Source organism: Streptomyces sp. NPDC005811, assembly GCF_040630405.1.
In the GTDB taxonomy this organism is placed as follows: Bacteria; Actinomycetota; Actinomycetes; order Streptomycetales; family Streptomycetaceae; genus Streptomyces.
The window spans coordinates 42,435-62,153 of the sequence record NZ_JBEXXK010000048.1 but is presented as its reverse complement, the minus strand read 5'-3'; the positions used below and the strand labels follow the sequence as shown (position 1 = coordinate 62,153).

Genomic DNA, 19,719 nt, shown 5'->3' with positions numbered 1-19,719 from the left:
GCGCCCCATGATGGGCGTATGACGACGGCCTGGCATGCCCTGGCACAGCTGGCGAGTTGGCCGGACCTCACGGAGGTCCGGTCCAGTTGCGGTACCGGCCGGGCACTCGGCGCGGCCGGCGGCGAGATCGCCCACTTCCACACCGAGCGCAGCGTCGATCTGCACCTCACGGCCCGGGCGATCCGCCACTACGAGCGCGACCTGCGGCGGTCGACGGCGATCCGGCTGGTCCCCGGCTCGCACTGGGTGACCGTCCGGCTGGAGTGCGAGTCGGACGTGAGCCTGCTGATGACCCTGATGAGCGCCGCCCTGCGGGCCCACCAGGAACGGCCGGACGCCCTCGCCGCCTCCGCCGCCCGCTGCAACGACCGGCTGGAGGCGGCGCTCACCCACCGCGAGCGCTTCTAGCGGGATCGGAGGGGGTGCTCGGAGGGGGGATCAGTCCTCTTCGTCGTCGCCCTCGAAGAAGTCCCCGACCTCGTCGACGACCTCGGCCGCCACCAGGCCGCCGACCACACCGACGGCGAGCCCCGCCGCGCCCGCCGCGACGGCGGTCCCGATGCCGGGGCCGGAGGAGCGGTGCCCGTCGCCGTGCCCGTCGTGCCCGTGGCTGTCGTGCCCGTGGCCGTCGTAGGGGTGCGGGTCGTGGGAGGGGGCGTACGAGGAGCCGTACGAGCCGTACGACGCCCGGTGCTCGGCCAGCTGCCGGATCCAGCCGTCGACCTCGGTGTTCCAGTCCCGCATGTCGTGGTGCCCGACGGTGAACCGGGTGAGCACGTCCTGGCCCTCGGAGAGGAAGCCGCCGCGCTTGTCGGCCTCCAGGACGATCTCCAGGCCGCCGGGGTGCGCGAGGAAGGTCAGCTCGATCTCGTTGATCCGGTGGGCGTACTGCGGGGCCGGGGTCAGCTCGATCTCCTGGTAGAAGGGGAGTTGCTGGCCGGTGCCGCCGATCCGGCCGTACTCCAGGTCCGCCGACCTGAAGCCGAAGCCGAGCCCGCCGAGCGCCTCCAGGATGTGCTCCTGGGCCGCCAGGGGGGCGACGGTGAGCTGGTCGAGGTCGCCCTTGTCCTTGGCGCCGGCCACCGACAGCTCGGTGCGGACCCCGAGGACGATGCCGAGCGCCTGTCCGTACAGCTCGGTGATGGGCGTCTCCCACGGCAGGGTCAGCCCGAACGGCACACTGCGGTGCTCGCCCTCGCCGAGCCGGAAGCCGCCGCCGACCGTGACCCGCTCGAAGACGACGGTCCCCTCGCTCTCGCCGTCCCCGTGCTCGGCCTCGACCCGGGCCACCAGCTCCAGGGTGATGTGCTCGATGTCGTGGTCGGCGTTGCCGCCTTGGAGGTGGACCTGCCCGGTGAGCGTGCCGCCGGGCCGGACCGGCGCGGGGTCGAGGACCGTGTCGACCGTGGGGCCACCCACGCCGAGCGAGCCGAGCAGTCGTTTGAACACCATCGTGGCGTCCACTCCTTCACGTGCAGTGAGCTTCTACAGCAGAGTAGAAGCAGCATAGGCCGGGAGGCGGCACCGGGGACGGCGGTCCTCACCCGTCCGGCGGGATCGACCGAAAATCGCCGCCGCCGCGCCGCGCCACCGGGGGCTCAGGCCCGCCCGTGGGTCTCCGCCGAGCGACGGGTCAGCGAGTCGAGCATCACCGCCGTGTAGAGCACCCCACCGGTGATCATGAACTGGACCGGCGACCCGACCCCCAGCAGCGCCATCCCCGAGGCGATCGACTGGATGATCAGCACCCCGAGCAGCGCGGACCAGGTCGACCCCCGTCCCCCGAACAGACTCGTGCCGCCGATGACGGCGGCGGCGATGGCGTTGATCAGCAGCATCCCGGAGCCCGGCACCTGGCTCGCCGACGTCAGCCGCGAGGCGATGAACAGGCCGCCGACCGCCGCCAGGGTCCCCGACACCACGAACACCGTGATCCGCACCCGGGTCGGGTCCACCCCGGCCCGGCGCGCCGCCTCCACCCCGCCGCCGAGCGCCATGATCTGGCGGCCGTACGGGGTGCGGCGCAGGAAGACGTCCGAGACCACGACCACCGCGAGGAAGATCAGCAGAGCCAGCGGCAGGCCCTCGAACCGGTTCAGGACGTGGACGGAGGTGAAGGTCGCCACCGCGAGCAGGGCCGTACGGATCCAGATGCCGGCCGCCGGACGGTGCGGCATCCCGGCCGCGCGCCGACGACTGCGGTCGCGCAGGCAGAAGCCGAGGTACCCGGCCGTGGCGAGCGCGGCCAGGCCGTAGCCGACGGCGGCGGCGCCGAAGTAGCGGCTGGTCAGCTGGGCCACCAGCCCCTCGTCGCTGAAGCCGATGGAGGTCTCCGTGCCCAGCAGGTAGAGCATCACGCCGTTCCAGGCCAGCAGGCCCGCGAGGGTGACGACGAACGCCGGTACGCCGATCCTGGCGAAGGAGAACCCCTGGAGCCCCCCGGCCGCCGCACCGCAGGCCAGCGCGATGAGCACGGCGAGCCACTCCGGCATCCCGAGGTTCACGTCGAGCGCCGCGAACACGGCCCCGGACAGACCCGCGAGCGAGCCCACCGACAGATCGATCTCGCCGATCAGCAGCACGAACACGATGCCGACGGCGACCATGCCGGTCCCGACGATGTCCACGCTGAGGATGGACAGATTGCGCGGCGAGAGGAAGTTGTGGTTGAGCGACTGGAAGACGGCCCAGGTCAGCGCGAGGGAGAGCAGGACGGGCACGGGGCCGAGATCGCGTTCGCGCAGCCGGTGGCGAACGGAGTGGGCGTACGCCGTGAGATGGGCGGCGTAGCGGCCGTACCCGCTGTGCCGCCGGACCGGGCCGTCCGGGGCGTCGGGGGCGTCGTCGGGGGCGTCGCCGTGGCGCGGGCTGCCGTCGACTCCCGGGGTGGGCTCCCTCACGGCCGGGCCTCCTCGGGGCGGTTCGGGCGGTGGGCGGTGGCCCGGGCGGCGGCGGACCGCCGGGAGACGCCGCGCACCGTAGGCAGGGGCTGAACCGGCACGGCCCATCTCCTTCCGCGGGCTCATCCGGTGAGCCCCGCCCTGGCGCAGGCGGCCCGGAGTCCGGGGGTACAGATCTGATCGACGGTGTACAGACCATCCTTTATCAGAGTGTCCTTGATGGTGCCGACGGTCACCGACACGGACGGCAGCAGGACCGCCGGGACGTTCTTCGTGCCGGCGTTGTCCACGGTGGAGGTGGCGATGGATCCGACCGGCTCGCCGCGCCCCAGGGCCACGGCCATCCGCGCGGCGGCGTCGGCCGCGGACTTGTACGGCTTGTACACGGTCATGTACTGGTCGCCCTTGACGATGCGCCGTACCGCCACGAGATCGGCGTCCTGCCCGGTGACCGGCGGCAGCGGCCGGACCTCGGTGGCGTTGAGGGCGGAGATCACGGCGCCGGCGAGACTGTCGTTGGCGGCCAGGACGCCGTCGATGCGGTCGGCGCCCAGGGCGGCGATGGCGCCGCGCATGTTGACGAAGGCGTTCTCCGGGCGCCAGTCGACGGTGTCGTACGACTTCCCGATCTTCACCTTGCCCTTCAGGACGGAGAGGGCGCCCTGCTTGAACCACGCGGCGTTCGGGTCGGTCGTGGCGCCGTTCATCATGACGATCTGCCCGCCGTCCGCCTTCGCGCCCATCGCCTTCAGCAGCCCCTCGCCCTGGAGCCTGCCGACCGCGGCGCCGTCGAAGGTGACGTAACCGGAGATCGGGCCCTGCGCGAGCCGGTCGTAGGCGACCACCGGGATGCCGGCCCGCTCCGCGGCCACGACCGACGGCCGCAGCAGTGAGGGGTCGACGGCGGCCACGATCAGCACGTCCACCCCGCGGGTGATCATGGCTTCGAGCTGCTGCCGCTGGACCGCGGGGTCGGGCGTGGCGGCGACCTGGACCGCCGGGCAGGACGGGCACCGCTCCTTGACCGCCTTCTCGATCAGGGGCCGGTCGAACTGCCCGAAGCGGGAGGCCCCGCCGCCCGGGAGCAGCAGTCCGATGGTCGGGTCGCCGTCCTTGCCGTCCCCGCCTCCGCCCCCGCCGCAGGCGCCGACGAGGGCCAGGGCGGCCACGACGGCGGCGGCCAGGGAGGCCCGCCCCATCAGCCGCCACCCCGGCTTCCCCGGGCGCCGCCTGAATTCCTGTGGTTTGCCCTTAATGGGTGCATGCTGACCAGCGTAGCCAAGCTGCCGGTTTCGCGTTCAACAGTGCGGGCGGACCCGGAGGCCCCCGGACAGATCGAATTCACGGCACGGATGTGTTCGCACTCTCGCGCGGGAGCGTTCCTGCTGTAAGGCTCGGATGCGTGACGTACGTAGTGACCGTGGAGACCTGCATCCCGGAGGGCACTCCGGAGATGGACCCGCTTCAGCGCGCCGGCGCGGTGGCGCTCATCGAGGACGGATTCGACTCCGTACGGGCCGTCGAAGGGCCCGACGGACTGGAGGTGGACGTCCTCGACACCATCGTGGCCGTGCACCCCGGCGGGGCCCTGCTGAAGGTCGTCGTGGACGCCCCGGCCCTGGAGTTCGCCGAGGACTCGGTACGGGTGCTCGTCGACGAACTCCTGGAGCGCACCGAACTGCTGGCCGACTGGGAGATCGAACGCTGCGAGGTCGAACTCCACCAGGACCTCGCCCTGGCCAGCCTCGAAGCCGCCGACGGCCCCGACGTACCGCCCGACGACCCGATCGCCCGCAAGGCCCGCCACGCCGAGGCCCCGGCGGACCACGCCACCGGCACGGGCCCCGACGCCGCGCGCCGGTCCGCGGCCATGCGCGGCCGGATGCTGGAGCTGGCCGACGAACTGCGCTCCCTGCCCCCGGCCAGGTTCGGCGTCCTGGACGACGAGGAGGGGCTCGCCGTCCCGCCGGAGAGCGCCAGGCTCGCCGCCGGCGCCCTCGTCCACGCCACCGACGTCCTGGTGGACGAACTCTTCGAGGACGTCCAGGTCCTGACCCAGGAGGACGCCACCGTCGCCGAGTGCGAGGGCCCGCTGTGGCACCTCGAACGGCTCCCCGACCGCTACGCCCTCCAGTACGACGCCCCGTTCGCCCGCCGCTTCCTGGTCACCGTCATCGCCCTGACCACCCGCTTCACCGACGGCAGTTTCCAGCGCCTCGGCTGTATCGCCGAGGAACTCGCCCTGCGTCTGCTGCTGAGCCAGACGACCATGATCCTGGAACTGCACGGCCTCCTCGACGAGGACGTGTCGGCCGCCCTCGACGCGCTCACCGACCACCTCTACGAGGACATGGACCACGAGTACCTCTACGACGGCGGACACGACGGCGGACACGACGGCGGACACGACGACGGGCAGGACGACGGGCAGGACGACGGGCAGGACGTCCCCGACGGCCCGCTCGGTGTCGCCCCCGTGCCCTTCGACGCGTGGTTCACCCCGTTCCACCGCGGCAGGTACATCCACCCCTCGGCAGCGGACGAACCCGACACGGCCGCCCGCTGAGCCGGCGAAACACCGGCGCACTGCCGGACGGCCGCTCTCCCGCTGCCGGCCGTGCACCCGCCTTGGCTACGATCTGCGCGATGAGCGAGCGCGGGGAGGGACCGCGGGGCGCGGCGGGACGCGCGGCCCCGGTCCTCGTGCTGTGCCGGGCGATGCTGCTCGCCGTACTGCTGTGGGCGCTCCCCGTCTGCGCCCACGGCGCGGGGGAGCCGTTCGCCGCTCCGGTGGCGGCGGCCGTGGACGAGGGCGCGCGGCCGGCCGCCGCGCCCCTGTGTCCCGACCAGGAGCACCGGCCGGGCGGCACGCACTGCCGCCCCGTGAGCGGCGCGGTCGCGGGCACCGCCGGACCGGTGGCGGTGCCGTTCCGCCCGGTGGGCGAGGCGATCACCCCGGTCCCGGCCGCGCACTCCGCGTCCTCCCGCGGCACCCCGGGCCCGCCCGCCCGCGCCCCCGACATCCATCAGCTGCAGGTGCAGCGGACCTAGGAACAGCCCCCGCACGGCCGGTGATCCGCCGTGCCGCCGTTCCTTCCTGCCCCGCGCTCGCGGCGCAGGTCCGCACCCACCGCAGAAGGACATGTCATGGGGTCTTCCCGAGCCAAGGAAGAGCGCGCCGCCCGCCGCGCGAAGATAGAGGAGATGCGCCGGGCCGAGGCGGCCCGCGAGCGCCGCAACCGGATCATCACCTGGACCCTCAGCGGTGTCGTCCTGGCCGCGGCCGCCGGCGGCGGCTGGTACCTCGTCCAGGACGCCCGCAAGGAACAGGACGCCAAAGCGGCCGCGGTCGCCGCGCCCGTGAAGGGCGTCAAGACCCTCAAGGACCTGACCCAGAACCACGTCAGCACCCCGGTCGACTACACGACGTCACCCGGCGTCGGCGGTGACCACAACCCGGTGTGGATGAACTGCGACGGCGACGTCTACACCGAGGAGATAGACGAGACCAACGCCGTCCACTCCCTCGAACACGGCGCGGTCTGGATCACGTACAACGATCAGGCGGCCGCCGCCGACGTCAGCACCCTCCAGGACCGGGTGGAGCGGACGCCGTACACGCTGATGAGCCCCTACGCCGGCCAGAGCTCCCCGATCACCCTGTCCGCCTGGGGCAACCAGCTCGGCGTCGAGACGGCCTCGGACCCGCGGGTGCGGCAGTTCCTCGACAAGTACGTCCAGGGCGAGCAGACCCCGGAGCCGGGCGCCGCCTGCACGGGCGGCAAGTCCGCGTGAGTCACGGCCCCGCCCGCCCCCGCGCCCCGGCGCCGGCGGGCGGGGCACGCCCGTCCCGCCGGCGGACACTTCGAGTACTTGAGTACGCATGTGATTACCCTGTGTGTCATGACAGCTGGACCGGCTCCACGCGGCCACCGCTCCGCACGGCCGGGTCCGCGATGGTCCACCCGGTCGAGACGGACACCGTCGTCACCCTGTCGGGTCGTCGCCTCGTCGCCACGCACCACGGCCTCCACCACACCGTCTCCGGCCTGGGCATCACGCTGGGGAACCTGGCCACCGGCGCCCTCCGTGACCTCGCCCGGCGCCATGACGCGCTCTGGCCGACCTGGGTCTTCCTGACCGTCACCGGCCTGGTCCGCGCGGCCTCGGTCGCGGCCCTCGCCCGCACGGGCCGCCCGGCCGCCCCGCGCCTGCGGCCGGCGGCCGCGTGAGCGACGACACCGGGCCGCACCCGCCCACCCCCTCCCACCCCGGGCCCGCGACCGTGCGTAACGTCCCGGATACACCGTCAAGACCATCCGTTTCCCTGGGCTTTGCCCGCGCCTGGTGGTCTTGCCTCGCTGCGTCCCGCACCACGAGCGGGACGCCGGACGCCCGAGGAGTCGTACCCATGGCCAGACCCACCCGCCGTCACCTCACGGTCGCGACCGCCCTGGTCGCCGCGACCACGGCCGCGGTGGCGGTCACCACCGCCGCCGGCGCCTTCGACAACGCCCAGCAGGCCAGGAACGCGATCCAGGGCGGGAAGGCGAAGAACGTCATCCTGCTCATCGGCGACGGCATGGGCGACTCCGAGATCACCCTCGCCCGTGACTACACGGTCGGCGCGAACGGCCGCCTGAACATGGACAGGTTCCCGCTGACCGGCGCCTACACCACGTACGCGGTGCACGCCGACGGCACCCCGGACTACGTCACCGACTCCGCGGCCAGCGGCACCGGCTGGGCGACCGGCGTCAAGACGGTCAACGGCCGTATCTCCAAGACGCCCGGTACCGACAAGGCCGTCCGCACCATCCTGGAGCTGGCGCAGAAGAACGGCTACGCCACCGGCAGCGTGACGACCTCCGAGCTGACCGACGCCACTCCGGCCGTGCTCGCCTCCCATGTCACCGACCGCTCCTGCCAGGGGCCGGCCGACATGGCCAAGTGCCCCACCGACAGCCTTGCGGCCGGCGGACCGGGCTCGATCGCCGAGCAGTCCGTCAACCACAAGGTCGACGTCCTGATCGGCGGTGGCAAGCAGCGCTTCGACCAGACGGTCACCGCCGGCGCGTACAAGGGCCTGACCGTCACCCAGCAGGCGCAGAAGCTGGGGTACCAGGTGGTCACCGACAGCGCCGGTCTGAAGAGCGCCAAGTCCGGCAAGCCGGTGCTCGGCCTGCTCGCCACCGGCAACGTCCCGGTCGAGTGGACCGGCAAGGCGGCCGCGGTGGGCGGCACCGACCCCCAGCGCTGCGTCACGTCGAACCCCAACCGCCCCGCCACGACCCCGAGCCTCGCGGACTCCGCCACGAAGGCGATCCAGCTCCTGGAGGCCAAGCAGAAGCACTCCGGCAAGGGCTTCTTCCTCCAGATCGAGGGCGCGTCCATCGACAAGCAGGACCACGCGGCCGACCCGTGCGGCCAGATCGGCGAGACCGCCGCCTTCGACAAGGCCGTCAAGGTCGCCCGCGCCTACGCCGCGAAGCACCCCGACACCCTCGTCGTCACCACCGCCGACCACGGCCACACCAGCCAGATCGTCCCGCTGGAGGCCACCCCGCCCGGCCTGTCCTCGACGCTGATCACCGACGAGGGCCAGCAGCTCAAGGTCAACTACTCGACCAACACCCCGGGCCAGTCCCAGGAGCACACCGGCACCCAGGTCCGGATCGCGGCGCAGGGCCCCCAGGCCTACCGCGTCCTCGGCGTCACCAACCAGACCGACCTCTTCACGACGCTCCGCGAGGCGCTGCGCCTGCGCTGACGTACAGAAGGGCTGACGTACAGAACGGCTGACGTACAGAAAGACCCGCCCCACGGCCTTGGCCGAACGGGACGGGAACCGGTGGAGCGGCGGCCGGGCTAGGCCGCCGTGGTCCGCGGGGCACGCACCCGCACACCAGGTGAGGCAGGCCGCTCCACCTCCTCGGTCAGGAAGGACTCGTCCTCCCCGAAGTCCGGGGCCTGGAAGGGGTTCGTCGCCGGAGGCGGCGATGCCGCAGCGCTCGAGCGAGGTTGCCCTTCCAGGGCGGAGAACAGAAACGTCGAATCGATGAGAGGACTCCTTGCGTGACAGGTCCCTGATGAGACCTTCTGCGCTTCTACAGCTTGGTCATCTTGGCGTACGGGCTCAGGATCCGCATTTGCGCCGAGCCGAAATCCACGAGCGCTGCGATTCCTTCCTCGACGCCGATCACTCGGCCGAGGCCGTACATGTCATGGGTGACCTGGTCGCCCACGGCGAAGTGCTTGGGAGCCGGCGCGACAGGGGCCTTGAAGGGACTGGTGGGCAGGTGACGCTTCGATGCAGCAGGCTTTGTCATTGCCCCCAGTATGCGCCTGCCGGGACCGCCCGGAGGTGCCGGAGGACGACAGCATCACCGAGCTGTGATCTGTCGACCCGTCGTTCGCTCATGTGCCCGTGCCGTCGGCGGCCGGCAGAAGCGCGGCCAGTTCGGCGTCGTCCGGGCGGTGGACCGCCTCGGCCGCCTGACGCAGAACGGCGCGGTCGACGTCGTCGGTGTCGGCGATCAGATGAACGACCACGCCGTCATCGGGCACCGCGTACTCGTGACGGGCACCTGCCGTGCGGTACCAGGCGTCGCCGTCGTGCTCACAGGTGACCTGCTCGCCCGACCCCTCGCCCAGCGGCTGCTCGGTGCAGTTCTCCGCGGTCAGCGTGCCGTGATCCACGAAGAGACCGAACGTGGCGGCACCCTTCTCGGACCGGTACGCGGCGGCGAACTGGCCGTCGTACTCGCCGACCGACGCCTGGAACACGCGGTAGCCGGAGACCTCGGTGACATGGACGAGCTCGGGCTCGACCCCCCAGTCCCGCGCGGCGTCATCGAGCCCGGCGGCAGCCCCGCCGTCCTCGCCCGCGCCACACCCCGTGAGAAGAACCGGCAACAGGAGAAGGGGGAGCAGCGCACGCGCGGGTCGCATCATGCACCCATCCTTCCGCATGCCCATGCCACACCCACAACCGATTTCCTCGACCAACACCAGAGGACCCTCACCGATCCGGTAAGGGCCCTCTGCAATGCCGTCCAACTGTCGGGGTGGCGGGATCTGAACCCACGACCTCTTCGTCCCGAAGCAACTTTGGAGAAGGCGGTACCTTGGGTTGACGTGGCTCTCACCTGCGCGGATGGTCCGCAGACGTTCGCGCTTGTTCGCCGATGTGCGTGGGCGTTGTCACGCAGTTAGACACCCAAGGTGCGGGCGAGGCCCCGTGGCAGGAAGACCGAGCTGGGACCCGCTCCCCCTCTAGATTGGAGTCTTGTTCCCCTTGCTCAGGGGAGCAACATCAGCTCACGTACGCGGCCGGTGTTGTCGACGATCTGCAGCCGGCCACCGTCGGCCGTCTCTCGGTCCACAAGGTCGTAAAGAGTAATGGCGCGGCGGACGACTTCAGTGATCGACAGGTTCTTCGCCTTCAGCCGCTCCAGAGCTTCTTTGGTCTCCTTGTTGATGTTCACGCTAAGACGCGTGACCGTCTGGGTGCCCGGCAGGCCTGTCGTGTCGCTCATGTCGGACCTTCTTTGATCGCTTTTAGTAACTGACCGAACTCGCATAGTCGCGACTTCGGTATATTTTCGTCCTGTTTCCACCATTAAGGTAGAGGCTGCCACAGGTTGGGCGCCTCCATGCTGCATGAGACCACACCAGATGTCAACATCTTACGCATCCGATGTGCATCTCGTGTGTACGGCGATAGCGTCCGGTTCCGATTGGTCATGTCAAGTGATAACATGAAAAGTGCGATATGCCCCTTTGGGTGGCCAAGGATGGCGCATATGACGACGCACTCAGGCGACCGCAGTGACGCGTCGAGAGATCCTTGCTATTACCGACACTACGTCCGTCATGGCCTGGGTGAAATTCCCGTGAAGGTGGAATTCGTCTGTCCTCGTTTTGGTAGTCCTGATCATGTACCAGAGATTCTCTTCTCTGATTCTTCGGCATGCGCAGATGGCGCCCCGGTGGACGATGAATATAGTGAGGATGTAGTTCCTCTCGGCGGAACCGACTGGTTCAAAATGGTCTCGGTGGAATCCTTGGTCTGCCCGGAAGGGAGCGGCTGTCGTGGGGAATCAAGATCACTCAGGAGCGGGAATCGATGAAGGTCACGAACCGGCAGAGGGAGACCCTTGGCAGCTGGGTGACGCAACGGGCAGCGCTGAAGATCCTGGTGGATGGGCTGCTGGAGAGATCAGTGAACACGTCGTTCCTGCTACTGGTAATTTTCTGGGACCCCGGCCGGGCGTTGCCTACGGTTTTAAGGATGGACCGCACCCGGATGAAACGAGACACCAGATCGCAATGAGGCTGCTTTGGCTAGTTGCGGCCCTTGCTGCGTTGCCCACCGTGGCCCTTATTCTCGGGCATTGGACCCATTTTACGGACGCCCAGTTGCGAGAGCTGAGTATCATTTTTACGCCGATCGTAGCCCTCGCCAGTGCCGCATTCGGATTTTATTTTGGCAGTGATCTAGACAAGAAGTAAGGAATTTTTCGAATCTTCTTTATCCTTGCCAGGTTGACCACCGTCGCCTGTTTGTGTGCCAGGTCAGGTATCCATCCCCGAGGCTGGTCGTCCCCTGTGAACCTCTTGCCGAGCCGACAGCTGCTTTTCTAACCTCAACTCACCACCCACCCAAGCTCCCATCCCGTTGCTCCCTCGCCCGCCACAGGGAACCTGCACTCGGGGACGGCGCCCCCTCCATCCCGGCGTTGGCCGATCCCCCGCCGGAGGCTTGTTCTGACCTCATGCCCGTGTGCTTGCCTCGTGGGCGGGAGCGGGCGGGCGGCGGTGCCGAGCGGGGCGGAGACATGAGCGCGGGCGCCGCTGGCTGCCCGCGCCCGCCCGGAGGAGCGAAGCGACGACGGGTGCTTGAACCCGTGAAGAAGGTTGTTACTCAGTCGGTGCTTGTGGCGGCTGTGATGCTGCGGGACTGGGCTGCTGCTCGTCGAAGCGCGTCCGCCACTTGTTCGGCAGCATCGGCCGACAAGAGGATCTCTTGGGTCCAGAGAATCGAGAGCCTGATGTCGCCGTTCAGCAGGTTGGTGGCAACGTCGACTTCTGTGCCGTTGCCGGTGAAGTCGTACACGTTGAGCTCTGGATCACTGGCGTAGGCACTCATGGTGTCCGGCTTGTGTGGTCGCTGTCGACGGCAGTGAGGCTCCACAACGGTGCTGCGTACTGCTCAGGGCGGCTGCTGATGAGCAGCCCGGCGCAGGTCATCGCGCTGCGAGCCGTCGAGGTTCAGGATCTCGGTGAGATGGCAGAACGTCGTGTGCGTGACCCCGCGGGCCTTGGGCCTCTGCCTCGAACTGGGTGAGCCCATGGAGTACTGCTTGGGCGTCGAGCCTCGCCGGCTGCTGCTCCTTCAGCCAGAGGGCCTTGTTGCGCTCGTAGTCGATTTCGGAGAAGCCGCAGACCTCTCCTCGTCCGCTGCAACAACCGGCGGGCCACGCGTTGTGCGGCCTGCGCAGAGGTCTACCGCCGTGACACCTACCAGCTGATCACCGCCGGACTCCGGGGCGGCAAGGGCACCGCCGACCAGGTCGCCAACCACCCGCGCGTCTTTGCCACCTTCACCGCCCCCGGGTTCGGGCCGGTCCACAACCGCTGGACGGACGGCCGTGCCTGTCGCTGCGGCCTCCATCACGACCAGGAGGACGCCGCCCTCGGCACTCCGCTCGACCCCGACACCTACGACTACGAAGCGGCCGTTCTTTGGAACGCGCATGCTGGCGCTCTCTGGCGGCGCTTCTCGATCTACCTCCGCCGTGAAGTCGCCAAGCGCGCCGGCCTCACCCAACGCACCTTCCGCGACCACGCCCGCGTCTCGTTCGCCAAGGTGGCCGAGTATCAGAAGCGCGGCGCGGTCCACTTCCATGCGGTGATTCGCCTCGACGGTTAGGAAGGCGGCGACACTTCCGCATGACCGCGGCCGCGCCCGAACTGCTCACTGTCCCGGAGGTCATGACCCGGCTCAAGGTCGGCCGCACCAAGGTGTACGACCTCATCCGCACCTGCTGCCTGGTCTCCATCAAGGTCGACGGATGCCGCCGCATCCCGGACGACGCCGTACGCGCCTTCATCCGCCACCAGATGGGAGAAGCGGCCTGATGACCAAGCGCCGTAGCCGCGGTGATGGCGGCCTGCACTGGGACGAGAAGCGAGAGCGGTGGATCGCCACGGCCAACCTCGGCTTCGACCCGAGCGGCAAGCCGATCGTGAAGCGGGGGAGTGGCAAGACCAAGACGGAGGCGAAGAACAAGCTCAAGGAGGTGTTGCGGGATCACGAAGACGGCCTCGCCATCTCACCTACCAACTACACGGTCAAGGACGCGGTCACAGACTGGCTCGCCTACGGCCTGGCCGGCCTCGACCCCAACACCCTCGAAACCACCACGCTCCTCAGCAAGAAGCACGTCATTCCGTCGCTCGGCGCTCGCAAGCTTCGCGACCTCAGTGCAGACGATGTTGACCGCTGGCTGGCCACCAAGGCCAAGACGCTCAGCACCCGCACCCTCCAGTCGCTCCACTCGTACCTGAACCGCGCGGTCAAGCGGGCCATGGCGCGGGACAAGGTGAAGCGCAACGTCGTCGAGCTGTGCTCGGTCCCTCAAGGCAGGCAGGGCGGCCGTCCAAGGCGCTCACCTTCGCCCAGGCTGAGGCCGTACTCAAGGGCGCCGAGGGAACCTCGATGCACGCGTACATCGTCCTCGCGCTGCTGACCGGGGCCCGGACTGAAGAACTACGAGCCCTCACCTGGGACCACGTCTTCCTGAAAGGCCGTCCCGAAAAGGACCCGCAGCAGCCTCCCCACATCGCCGTGCGGCGGTCGGTCCGGCGCACCGGGGACACCAAGACCCGGAAGTCCCGGCGCGCCCTCGCCCTGCCGGCGCGCTGCATCGAAGCCCTATGGCAGCAATTCGAAGATCAGGGCTGGGATCGGCTCGCCGCTGACGAGAAGTGGGAGGAACACGGCCTCGTGTTCTCCTCGGCCGTCGGCAAGCCGCTCGACGCTGCCAACGTCCGCCGCGCCTTCCGCCAAGCACTCAAGGACGTCGACGGGATCAACGGAGACGAGTGGACGCCGCGGGAGCTCCGGCACAGCTTCGTGTCGCTGCTCTCCGACCGGGGCGTCCCGCTGGAAGAGATCTCGCGGCTCGTCGGATACTCCGGGACGGCCGTGACCGAGGAGGTCTACCGGAAGCAGATCCGGCCCGTGATCCAGACTGGCGCCGTGGTCATGGACGGCATCTTCGGCACCGACCGACAGCGGCCGTAAGCACGCAGCCAAAGCACTCAAGAATCGATAGTCACGCAGTTAGACACGCAACAACGCCAGAGAGCCCTTACCGAGTCGGTAAGGGCCCTCTGATCTGCTACTTAGCTGTCGGGGTGGCGGGATTTGAACCCACGACCTCTTCGTCCCGAACGAAGCGCGCTGCCAAGCTGCGCTACACCCCGATGTCGCTGCTTGTCCTGCTTGTCGCGGCGACGTCGTTTACTTTAGCCCACTGGTGGCTGGAGACGAAATCCGGTTTTGGCGCGGTGGCGGATCGGGTTGGGGCGGGCGTGGTCGAGGGCCACGAGGAGGACGGCGAGGGCGTAGAAGGAGAGGCCGAGGAGGAGGGCGTTGGCCAGGGTGTGCTTGAAACCGTGGGCCTCGGCGTCGAGGAAGGGGTAGAGGTAGCGGCCCGGCGTGGTGGGGGTGATCAGCTGGGCGCGCAGGAGGAGGAAGAGCAGGTAGGCCGTGGGGTAGACCATCCACGTCGCCGCCCGGCGCAGGCGCAGGCGGCCCGGTGCGGTCAGCAGCAGCCAGTCGAGGACGGCGGCCGCCGGGGTGACCGTGTGGAGGAGGTGGCCGGTCAGCGATACCCAGACCGTCGGGGTGGTTGTTGAGTCTGTTGCGAGGAACCGGGGGGCCGGGTCGGTCAGGAGCAGGTGGTACACCAGGCCCGTGATGGTGATGTAGAGCAGCGCGGCGCCGGTCAGGGCGGAGGGGAGAGGGGCCCGGGCCGACCAGGCGCGGCGGGCCGAGAGGAGGGTGACCCCGGCCAGCAGCACGTTGCTCTGGAGGGAGAAGTGGCTCAGGGCGCGCAGGGGGTCGTCCGTGATCAGGAGCGCGAGGGTCACGCCTGCGGCTGCCGTGCAGGCCAGCACCAGGCGCAGCACGGCGGCCAGGGGGCGGCGTACGGGAGGCACCACCGCGGAGGCGGGGACGAAGGAGGGCAGGAGCGCGTGGGTCCGCGGAATCGCGGGCAGCTCCGGAATGTCCCGGGGTATCGGCGCGGTCATGCCCCCAAATTAGGCAAATGGGGGAAATGGGGCGATATGGGTGGGCCGGATGGGGGATACCGCCGCTCACCTTTCCGGCGGCCGCCCGGCTTTCCCGTTCCCCGGCTTTCCCGTTCCCCGGCCTTCTCTTTCCTTCGACCGGTTCCCTCGATCGGTTCCTTCGACCGGTTCCCTCGATCGGTTCCTTCGATCAGTCCTTTGCGACCAGCGTCAGCAGCGTCACTTCCGGCGGGCACGCGAACCGCACCGGTGTGTAGCGGCTTGTGCCGCAGCCGGCCGAGACGTGCAGGTAGGACGTACGGCCCTCCGCCGTGTGCGTCGACAGGCCCTTCACGCGGTCCGTGTCGAGGTCGCAGTTGGTGACGAGGGCGCCGTAGAAGGGGATGCACACCTGGCCGCCGTGCGTGTGGCCGGCGAGGACCAGGGGGTAGTCGTCCGCCGTGTACGCGTCGAGGACGCGGAGGTACGGCGCGTGCACCACGCCCATCGAGAAGTCCGCGGAGGCCGAGGGGCCGCCGGACACCTGGGCGTACCGGTCCCGCTTGATGTGCGGGTCGTCCACGCCGGTCAGCTCGATCGACATGCCGTCGATCTTCAGGACGCCCCGCGTGTTCGTCAGGTTGAGCCAGCCCGCCCCGTCGAAACCGTCCCGCAGGTCCTCCCACGGGTTGTGGACGACGCCGACGGCGGGCGGGTTGCCGTTCAGGCCGTGGCGGCCCTGGACCTTCTCCAGGAGGTAGCGGGCCGGGTTGCGCAGGGTGGGGCCGTAGTAGTCGTTCGAGCCGAAGACGTACGCGCCCGGGAAGTCCATCAGGGGGCCCAGGGCGTCCAGCGTCTCGGGGACGCCCTCCGGGTCGGACAGGTTGTCGCCCGTGTTGATCACGAAGTCGGGGCGCAGACCGGCCAGCGAGCGCAGCCAGCGCTGCTTCTTGCGCTGGCCGCCGACCATGTGGATGTCGGAGACCTGCAGTACGCGCAGGGGGCGCATTCCGGAGGGGAGGACGGGGACCGTCACCCGTCGGAGGCGGAAGGAGCGGGCTTCGAATCCCGCCGAGTACACCAGACCGGCGGCGCCAGCCGCCGCGATGGACAGAGGTACTGCGTATCGCGCGCGCATGCCTCCATCGTGTCAGACCCGTTGGGCCCGGCTGACACCCCGTCCGCCCTCGGCCCCGAAATGAGCGGGCGTCGGAGCCGGGACACCTGCGACAATCACACCCATGACCACGCTCAAGTCGAAGCTGCAGGAAGACCTCAACGCCGCGATCAAGGAGCGCGACGAGCTGCGCTCCTCGACGCTCCGGCTGACGCTCGCCGCGATCACCAAGGAGGAGGTCGCGGGCAAGGAGAAGCGCGAGCTCTCCGACGACGAGGTGCAGAAGGTGATCACCCGGGAGGCGAAGAAGCGCCGGGAGGCCGCCGACGCCTTCGCCCAGGGTGGCCGTCCCGAGTCCGCCGAGCGGGAGAAGGCGGAGGGCGTGGTGCTCGCCGCGTACCTGCCGAAGCAGCTCAGCGACGAGGAGCTGAACGACATCGTCGCCCAGGCCGTCGAGGAGGCGAAGGCGGCGGGCGCCGAGGGCCCGCGGGCCATGGGTGCCGTCATGAAGATCGTGAACCCGAAGGTGGCGGGGCTGGCGGAGGGCGGACGCGTCGCCGCGGTCGTCAAGAAGCTGCTCGCGGGCTGATCCCGGCCGCGGGTCGAGGGGCTGATCCCCGCCGCGGCTCACACCACGGCCTCCGGGCGCCGTACACGCGAAACGGCCCCTGTTCCTCCTCGTACCGCGGTACGAGGAGGAACAGGGGCCGTCCCCTTTGTCGCCTGACGGCGGCGTTCATGCCTGACGGCGGCTTCAACGCCTCACGGCGGCGTGGCGCTCAGCCCCGCCCGCCCCCGTTGCCGTTCCCGTTGCCGTTCCCCTGGAACAGGTTGCCGAAGTCGGTCGAGGTGTCCCCGCCCGTCGAGGAGGAGCCGCCGTCGGTCGAGGTGCCACCGTCGGACGTGCCGCCGTCGAAGAGGCCGCCGATGAAGCCGTTGTCGCCGCCGTTGTTCCCGTTGTTGTTGTCGTCGTTGTTGTCGTCGTCACCCTTGTCCTGGTTGTTGCGCGGGATCGAGACGATGTTGAAGTCCGGGGCGTCCTTGCCCTCCAGGGCGCCGTTCATCGCGTCGCGCCAGATCGGGCCGGGGGTGTCACCGCCGTAGACCTGGGAGTGGTAGACGCCGCCGATGTAGATGTCGGTCATCTGCACCTTCTGGGTGGCGCTGCCGACCCAGACGGCGCCCGCGAGGTTCGGCGTGTAGCCGACGAACCAGGCGTTCTTGCGGGAGTCCGTGGTACCGGTCTTACCGGCATTGTCCCGGCCGGAGAGGCCGGCCTGCTGGCCCGTACCGGAGTCGATCACGCCGCTGAGCAGGGTGTTGATGGTGTCCGCGGTCTTCTCGCTCATCGCCCGCGAGCAGGTCGACTTCGGGACCTCCAGCGACTTCTTCTTGCCGCCCGAGGTCTGGGTGATCGACTCGATGGCGACCGGGGTGCAGTACATGCCCCGGCTGGCGAAGGCCGCGTACGCGCTCGCCATGGTGAGGGGGGAGAGACCGGTCGAACCGAGGGTCATCGAGGACGGCACCTCGGGCACCTTGTCACCGTTGCCCTGGACCACGCCGAGCGCGTCGGTCATCTTCACCACGGGGCACATGCCGATGTCCGCGAGCATCTGCACGAAGTAGGTGTTGACCGACTTCGCCATGGCGGTCTGCAGGTCGTACGGGCCCTTCTCGGACTCGCTCTCGTTCTCCAGCTTGTAGCCGCCGTCGTTGCGCCAGGACTTGCCGCTGCACGTCTGGACGGTCTCCGGGTACGACATCTCGTACGGCGCCGAATACGTCTGGTTGGCCGGGCGGCCCTCCTCGATCGCGGCCGCGGCCACGAACGGCTTGAACGTCGAACCGGTCGGGAAGCCGAAGTTCGAGCCGCCCATGGAGGCGTTGACCGAGTAGTTGTACTCGGTCTCGTTCTTGCCGTAGCCGTACGGCTTGGACTGGCCCATGCCGAGGATCTTGCCGGTGCCGGGCTCGACGAGCGTGGCGGCGGCGGCGACCTTGTCCGACTTGTAGACGTGCTTCTTCAGGCTGGACTGGACGGATTTCTGGGCCTGCGGCTGGAGGGTCGTCCGGATGGTCAGGCCGCCCTGGTTCCAGAGCTTGGCCCGCGCCTCCTTCGTCTTGCCGAAGACCGGGTCGCTGAGGAAGACCCGCTCGACGTACTTGCAGAAGAAGCTGGCGCCCTGGACGGCGGTGATGCAGCCGTTCTTCGGCTGGGTGACCTTCAGACCCAGCGGGGCCTTCTGCGCCTTGGCGGCCTCGGCCTCCGAGATGTCGCCGACCTCGGCCATGCGCTGGAGCACGGTGTTACGGCGCTTGGTCGCCTCGGTCGCGTCGTTGACCGGGTCGTAGCGGCTCGGCGACTGGACGATGCCGGCCAGCAGGGCCGCCTGCGGGAGGGTGAGGTTCTTGGCGTGCGTGGAGAAGTAGCGCTGGGAGGCCGCCTCGACGCCGTACGCCTGCTCGCCGAAGAACGTGATGTTCAGGTAGTTCTCGAGGATCTTCTTCTTGCCGAGCTCCTCCTCGACCTGGATCGCGTACTTCAGCTCCTTGATCTTGCGGCCGATGGTCTGCTGGGTGGCCTGCGCGACCTTCGTCGGGTCGTCGCCGGCCTCCTCCACGAAGACGTTCTTCACATACTGCTGGGTGAGCGTCGAGGCGCCCTGGGAGACGCCGCTGCTCTGCACGTTCTTGTTGAGGGCGCGCAGGACGCCCTTCAGGTCGATCGCCCCGTGCTGGTAGAAGCGTGAGTCCTCGATCGCGACGATCGCCTTCTGCATGTACGGCGAGATGCTCTTGAGGTCGACCACCGTGCGGTCACGGGAGTAGACCGAGGCGATCTGGCCACCCTCGGAGTCGAGGATCGTGGTGCGCTGGCTCAGCGGCGGTGTCTTCAGGTTGGCCGGGAGTTCGTCGAACGACTCGACCGACCCCTTGGCGGCCAGCCCCAGCGCGCCGAACGCGGGCAGCGCGATGCCCGCCAGCACGGCTCCGGAGAGAACACTGACACCGAGGAACTTGGCGGCCTGCTGCGTGGCGGACAGGCCACCGCCCGAGCGCTTGTTTGGCATGAGGGCAGCCTACGTTCTCATTCGCCGGACACGCGTATATGCCTTGGCCTAAGCTGCTCCCAACTGTCACAGCAGTAGGGCCACGTATCAATACGTCCGGCGACCCCGAATCGTTCCGGAGGTTCCCCAACTTTTTTGGTGGGGGCGTGCCCGAATCCGCCTTGTGTGTCATCCGGCGTCCGTTGTGACCCAAGTGAACTGTCCCGTTTGCCGGGAAGGTCATGCATGTCGCAGGCTCACTCCCCCGGGTGATCTGCCGCTTACCCATAGTCCGTTCGGGCCATTCAAGATTGGGCCCGAAGGGGGTGTTGCGCTGTGCCCACCT

18 protein-coding genes, 1 tRNA gene and 4 pseudogenes are annotated in these 19,719 nt (G+C 69.2%); 11 read left to right on the top strand and 12 right to left on the bottom strand.

What is annotated here, in order from left to right; all coding sequences use genetic code 11:
- Positions 1-18: 18 nt before the first annotated feature.
- Positions 19-408, top strand: coding sequence for a luciferase family protein (locus tag ABZ490_RS38720; protein ID WP_359001507.1), 390 nt, complete (start codon positions 19-21; stop codon positions 406-408).
- 30 nt (positions 409-438) lie between these two features.
- Here the strand turns inward: ABZ490_RS38720 and ABZ490_RS38715 are convergent, their stop codons facing one another.
- From ABZ490_RS38715 to ABZ490_RS38705, 3 genes are all read right to left on the bottom strand, one after another.
- On the bottom strand, positions 439-1,452 hold the full coding sequence (locus tag ABZ490_RS38715) for a sporulation protein (RefSeq protein WP_359001504.1): 1,014 nt from the start codon (positions 1,450-1,452) through the stop codon (positions 439-441).
- A gap of 146 nt (positions 1,453-1,598) precedes the next feature.
- Complete coding sequence (locus ABZ490_RS38710) at positions 1,599-2,744, bottom strand: sugar ABC transporter permease (protein ID WP_359001620.1); 1,146 nt, start codon at positions 2,742-2,744, stop codon at positions 1,599-1,601.
- A 278-nt stretch (positions 2,745-3,022) separates the two neighbouring features.
- On the bottom strand, positions 3,023-4,099 hold the full coding sequence (locus ABZ490_RS38705) for a substrate-binding domain-containing protein (protein ID WP_359001501.1): 1,077 nt from the start codon (positions 4,097-4,099) through the stop codon (positions 3,023-3,025).
- A 203-nt stretch (positions 4,100-4,302) separates the two neighbouring features.
- On the opposite strand from ABZ490_RS38705, the gene ABZ490_RS38700 reads away from it, so the two are divergent.
- The 5 genes and pseudogenes from ABZ490_RS38700 (at position 4,303) to ABZ490_RS38680 (ending at position 8,670) form a co-directional block, all read left to right on the top strand.
- Entirely contained in the window at positions 4,303-5,466 is a 1,164-nt protein-coding gene (locus tag ABZ490_RS38700; RefSeq protein ID WP_359001498.1) for a hypothetical protein, read from the top strand.
- Positions 5,467-5,546: 80 nt separating this feature from the next.
- The gene (locus tag ABZ490_RS38695) at positions 5,547-5,951 is read left to right on the top strand and encodes a hypothetical protein (protein ID WP_359001495.1); all 405 of its coding nucleotides are present in this window, start codon (positions 5,547-5,549) and stop codon (positions 5,949-5,951) included.
- A gap of 96 nt (positions 5,952-6,047) precedes the next feature.
- On the top strand, positions 6,048-6,695 hold the full coding sequence (locus tag ABZ490_RS38690) for a DUF3105 domain-containing protein (RefSeq protein WP_359001492.1): 648 nt from the start codon (positions 6,048-6,050) through the stop codon (positions 6,693-6,695).
- Between the two features lie 149 nt (positions 6,696-6,844).
- Positions 6,845-7,132, top strand: a pseudogene (locus ABZ490_RS38685) (MFS transporter); the annotation flags it as partial.
- Positions 7,133-7,311: 179 nt separating this feature from the next.
- Positions 7,312-8,670, top strand: coding sequence for an alkaline phosphatase (locus ABZ490_RS38680; RefSeq protein ID WP_359001490.1), 1,359 nt, complete (start codon positions 7,312-7,314; stop codon positions 8,668-8,670).
- A 337-nt stretch (positions 8,671-9,007) separates the two neighbouring features.
- Here the strand turns inward: ABZ490_RS38680 and ABZ490_RS38675 are convergent, their stop codons facing one another.
- From ABZ490_RS38675 to ABZ490_RS38665, 3 genes are all read right to left on the bottom strand, one after another.
- On the bottom strand, positions 9,008-9,229 hold the full coding sequence (locus ABZ490_RS38675) for a hypothetical protein (protein WP_359001487.1): 222 nt from the start codon (positions 9,227-9,229) through the stop codon (positions 9,008-9,010).
- An 88-nt stretch (positions 9,230-9,317) separates the two neighbouring features.
- On the bottom strand, positions 9,318-9,854 hold the full coding sequence (locus ABZ490_RS38670) for a hypothetical protein (RefSeq protein WP_359001484.1): 537 nt from the start codon (positions 9,852-9,854) through the stop codon (positions 9,318-9,320).
- 347 nt (positions 9,855-10,201) lie between these two features.
- Positions 10,202-10,438 carry a hypothetical protein gene (locus ABZ490_RS38665; RefSeq protein ID WP_359001481.1) on the bottom strand — a complete coding sequence of 79 codons (237 nt, stop codon included), beginning with the start codon at positions 10,436-10,438 and terminating at the stop codon, positions 10,202-10,204.
- Between the two features lie 590 nt (positions 10,439-11,028).
- Between ABZ490_RS38665 and ABZ490_RS38660 the strand changes: the two genes are divergently transcribed.
- Positions 11,029-11,235, top strand: coding sequence for a hypothetical protein (locus ABZ490_RS38660; protein ID WP_359001478.1), 207 nt, complete (start codon positions 11,029-11,031; stop codon positions 11,233-11,235).
- A 591-nt stretch (positions 11,236-11,826) separates the two neighbouring features.
- On the opposite strand, the gene ABZ490_RS38655 is transcribed toward ABZ490_RS38660, so the two are convergent.
- Both ABZ490_RS38655 and ABZ490_RS38650 read right to left on the bottom strand, forming a co-directional pair.
- Positions 11,827-12,051, bottom strand: coding sequence for a hypothetical protein (locus ABZ490_RS38655; protein ID WP_359001475.1), 225 nt, complete (start codon positions 12,049-12,051; stop codon positions 11,827-11,829).
- Positions 12,048-12,352: pseudogene (locus tag ABZ490_RS38650) on the bottom strand (hypothetical protein); the annotation flags it as partial. The pseudogene ABZ490_RS38650 and the gene ABZ490_RS38655, both read right to left, overlap by 4 nt.
- Between ABZ490_RS38650 and ABZ490_RS38645 the strand changes: the two are divergent.
- The 3 genes and pseudogenes from ABZ490_RS38645 to ABZ490_RS38635 all read left to right on the top strand — a co-directional run.
- Positions 12,352-12,831, top strand: a pseudogene (locus tag ABZ490_RS38645) (replication initiator); the annotation flags it as partial. The pseudogenes ABZ490_RS38650 and ABZ490_RS38645 overlap by 1 nt on opposite strands.
- 23 nt (positions 12,832-12,854) lie before the next feature.
- The gene (locus ABZ490_RS38640) at positions 12,855-13,043 is read left to right on the top strand and encodes a helix-turn-helix domain-containing protein (RefSeq protein ID WP_359001472.1); all 189 of its coding nucleotides are present in this window, start codon (positions 12,855-12,857) and stop codon (positions 13,041-13,043) included.
- Positions 13,043-14,211: pseudogene (locus ABZ490_RS38635) on the top strand (tyrosine-type recombinase/integrase). Before ABZ490_RS38640 ends, ABZ490_RS38635 begins: the two are co-directional and overlap by 1 nt.
- A gap of 108 nt (positions 14,212-14,319) precedes the next feature.
- Here the strand turns inward: ABZ490_RS38635 and ABZ490_RS38630 are convergent.
- The 3 genes from ABZ490_RS38630 to ABZ490_RS38620 form a co-directional block, all read right to left on the bottom strand.
- A tRNA-Pro gene (locus ABZ490_RS38630) sits at positions 14,320-14,393 on the bottom strand.
- Between the two features lie 42 nt (positions 14,394-14,435).
- The gene (locus ABZ490_RS38625; RefSeq protein ID WP_359001469.1) at positions 14,436-15,224 is read right to left on the bottom strand and encodes a Pr6Pr family membrane protein; all 789 of its coding nucleotides are present in this window, start codon (positions 15,222-15,224) and stop codon (positions 14,436-14,438) included.
- 190 nt (positions 15,225-15,414) lie between these two features.
- Positions 15,415-16,341: a metallophosphoesterase gene (locus ABZ490_RS38620; protein ID WP_359001466.1), complete on the bottom strand. Its 927-nt coding sequence runs from the start codon at positions 16,339-16,341 to the stop codon at positions 15,415-15,417.
- A 103-nt stretch (positions 16,342-16,444) separates the two neighbouring features.
- Between ABZ490_RS38620 and ABZ490_RS38615 the strand changes: the two genes are divergently transcribed.
- Positions 16,445-16,909, top strand: coding sequence for a GatB/YqeY domain-containing protein (locus ABZ490_RS38615; protein WP_067256541.1), 465 nt, complete (start codon positions 16,445-16,447; stop codon positions 16,907-16,909).
- A gap of 190 nt (positions 16,910-17,099) precedes the next feature.
- Here ABZ490_RS38615 and ABZ490_RS38610 read toward each other — a convergent pair whose 3' ends face one another.
- On the bottom strand, positions 17,100-19,394 hold the full coding sequence (locus tag ABZ490_RS38610) for a transglycosylase domain-containing protein (RefSeq protein WP_359001462.1): 2,295 nt from the start codon (positions 19,392-19,394) through the stop codon (positions 17,100-17,102).
- Between the last annotated feature and the right edge of the window lie 325 nt (positions 19,395-19,719).

What these genes read in the sequence shown, in the direction of transcription:
- ABZ490_RS38720 (WP_359001507.1), top strand. Translation starts at nt 19, where the DNA reads ATGACGACGGCCTGGCATGCCCTGGCACAGCTGGCGAGTTGGCCGGAC.
- ABZ490_RS38715 (WP_359001504.1), bottom strand. Translation starts at nt 1,452, where the DNA reads ATGGTGTTCAAACGACTGCTCGGCTCGCTCGGCGTGGGTGGCCCCACG.
- ABZ490_RS38705 (WP_359001501.1), bottom strand. Translation starts at nt 4,099, where the DNA reads ATGGGGCGGGCCTCCCTGGCCGCCGCCGTCGTGGCCGCCCTGGCCCTC.
- ABZ490_RS38695 (WP_359001495.1), top strand. Translation starts at nt 5,547, where the DNA reads ATGAGCGAGCGCGGGGAGGGACCGCGGGGCGCGGCGGGACGCGCGGCC.
- ABZ490_RS38690 (WP_359001492.1), top strand. Translation starts at nt 6,048, where the DNA reads ATGGGGTCTTCCCGAGCCAAGGAAGAGCGCGCCGCCCGCCGCGCGAAG.
- ABZ490_RS38680 (WP_359001490.1), top strand. Translation starts at nt 7,312, where the DNA reads ATGGCCAGACCCACCCGCCGTCACCTCACGGTCGCGACCGCCCTGGTC.
- ABZ490_RS38675 (WP_359001487.1), bottom strand. Translation starts at nt 9,229, where the DNA reads ATGACAAAGCCTGCTGCATCGAAGCGTCACCTGCCCACCAGTCCCTTC.
- ABZ490_RS38670 (WP_359001484.1), bottom strand. Translation starts at nt 9,854, where the DNA reads ATGATGCGACCCGCGCGTGCGCTGCTCCCCCTTCTCCTGTTGCCGGTT.
- ABZ490_RS38665 (WP_359001481.1), bottom strand. Translation starts at nt 10,438, where the DNA reads ATGAGCGACACGACAGGCCTGCCGGGCACCCAGACGGTCACGCGTCTT.
- ABZ490_RS38660 (WP_359001478.1), top strand. Translation starts at nt 11,029, where the DNA reads ATGAAGGTCACGAACCGGCAGAGGGAGACCCTTGGCAGCTGGGTGACG.
- ABZ490_RS38655 (WP_359001475.1), bottom strand. Translation starts at nt 12,051, where the DNA reads ATGAGTGCCTACGCCAGTGATCCAGAGCTCAACGTGTACGACTTCACC.
- ABZ490_RS38640 (WP_359001472.1), top strand. Translation starts at nt 12,855, where the DNA reads ATGACCGCGGCCGCGCCCGAACTGCTCACTGTCCCGGAGGTCATGACC.
- ABZ490_RS38625 (WP_359001469.1), bottom strand. Translation starts at nt 15,224, where the DNA reads ATGACCGCGCCGATACCCCGGGACATTCCGGAGCTGCCCGCGATTCCG.
- ABZ490_RS38620 (WP_359001466.1), bottom strand. Translation starts at nt 16,341, where the DNA reads ATGCGCGCGCGATACGCAGTACCTCTGTCCATCGCGGCGGCTGGCGCC.
- ABZ490_RS38615 (WP_067256541.1), top strand. Translation starts at nt 16,445, where the DNA reads ATGACCACGCTCAAGTCGAAGCTGCAGGAAGACCTCAACGCCGCGATC.
- ABZ490_RS38610 (WP_359001462.1), bottom strand. Translation starts at nt 19,394, where the DNA reads ATGCCAAACAAGCGCTCGGGCGGTGGCCTGTCCGCCACGCAGCAGGCC.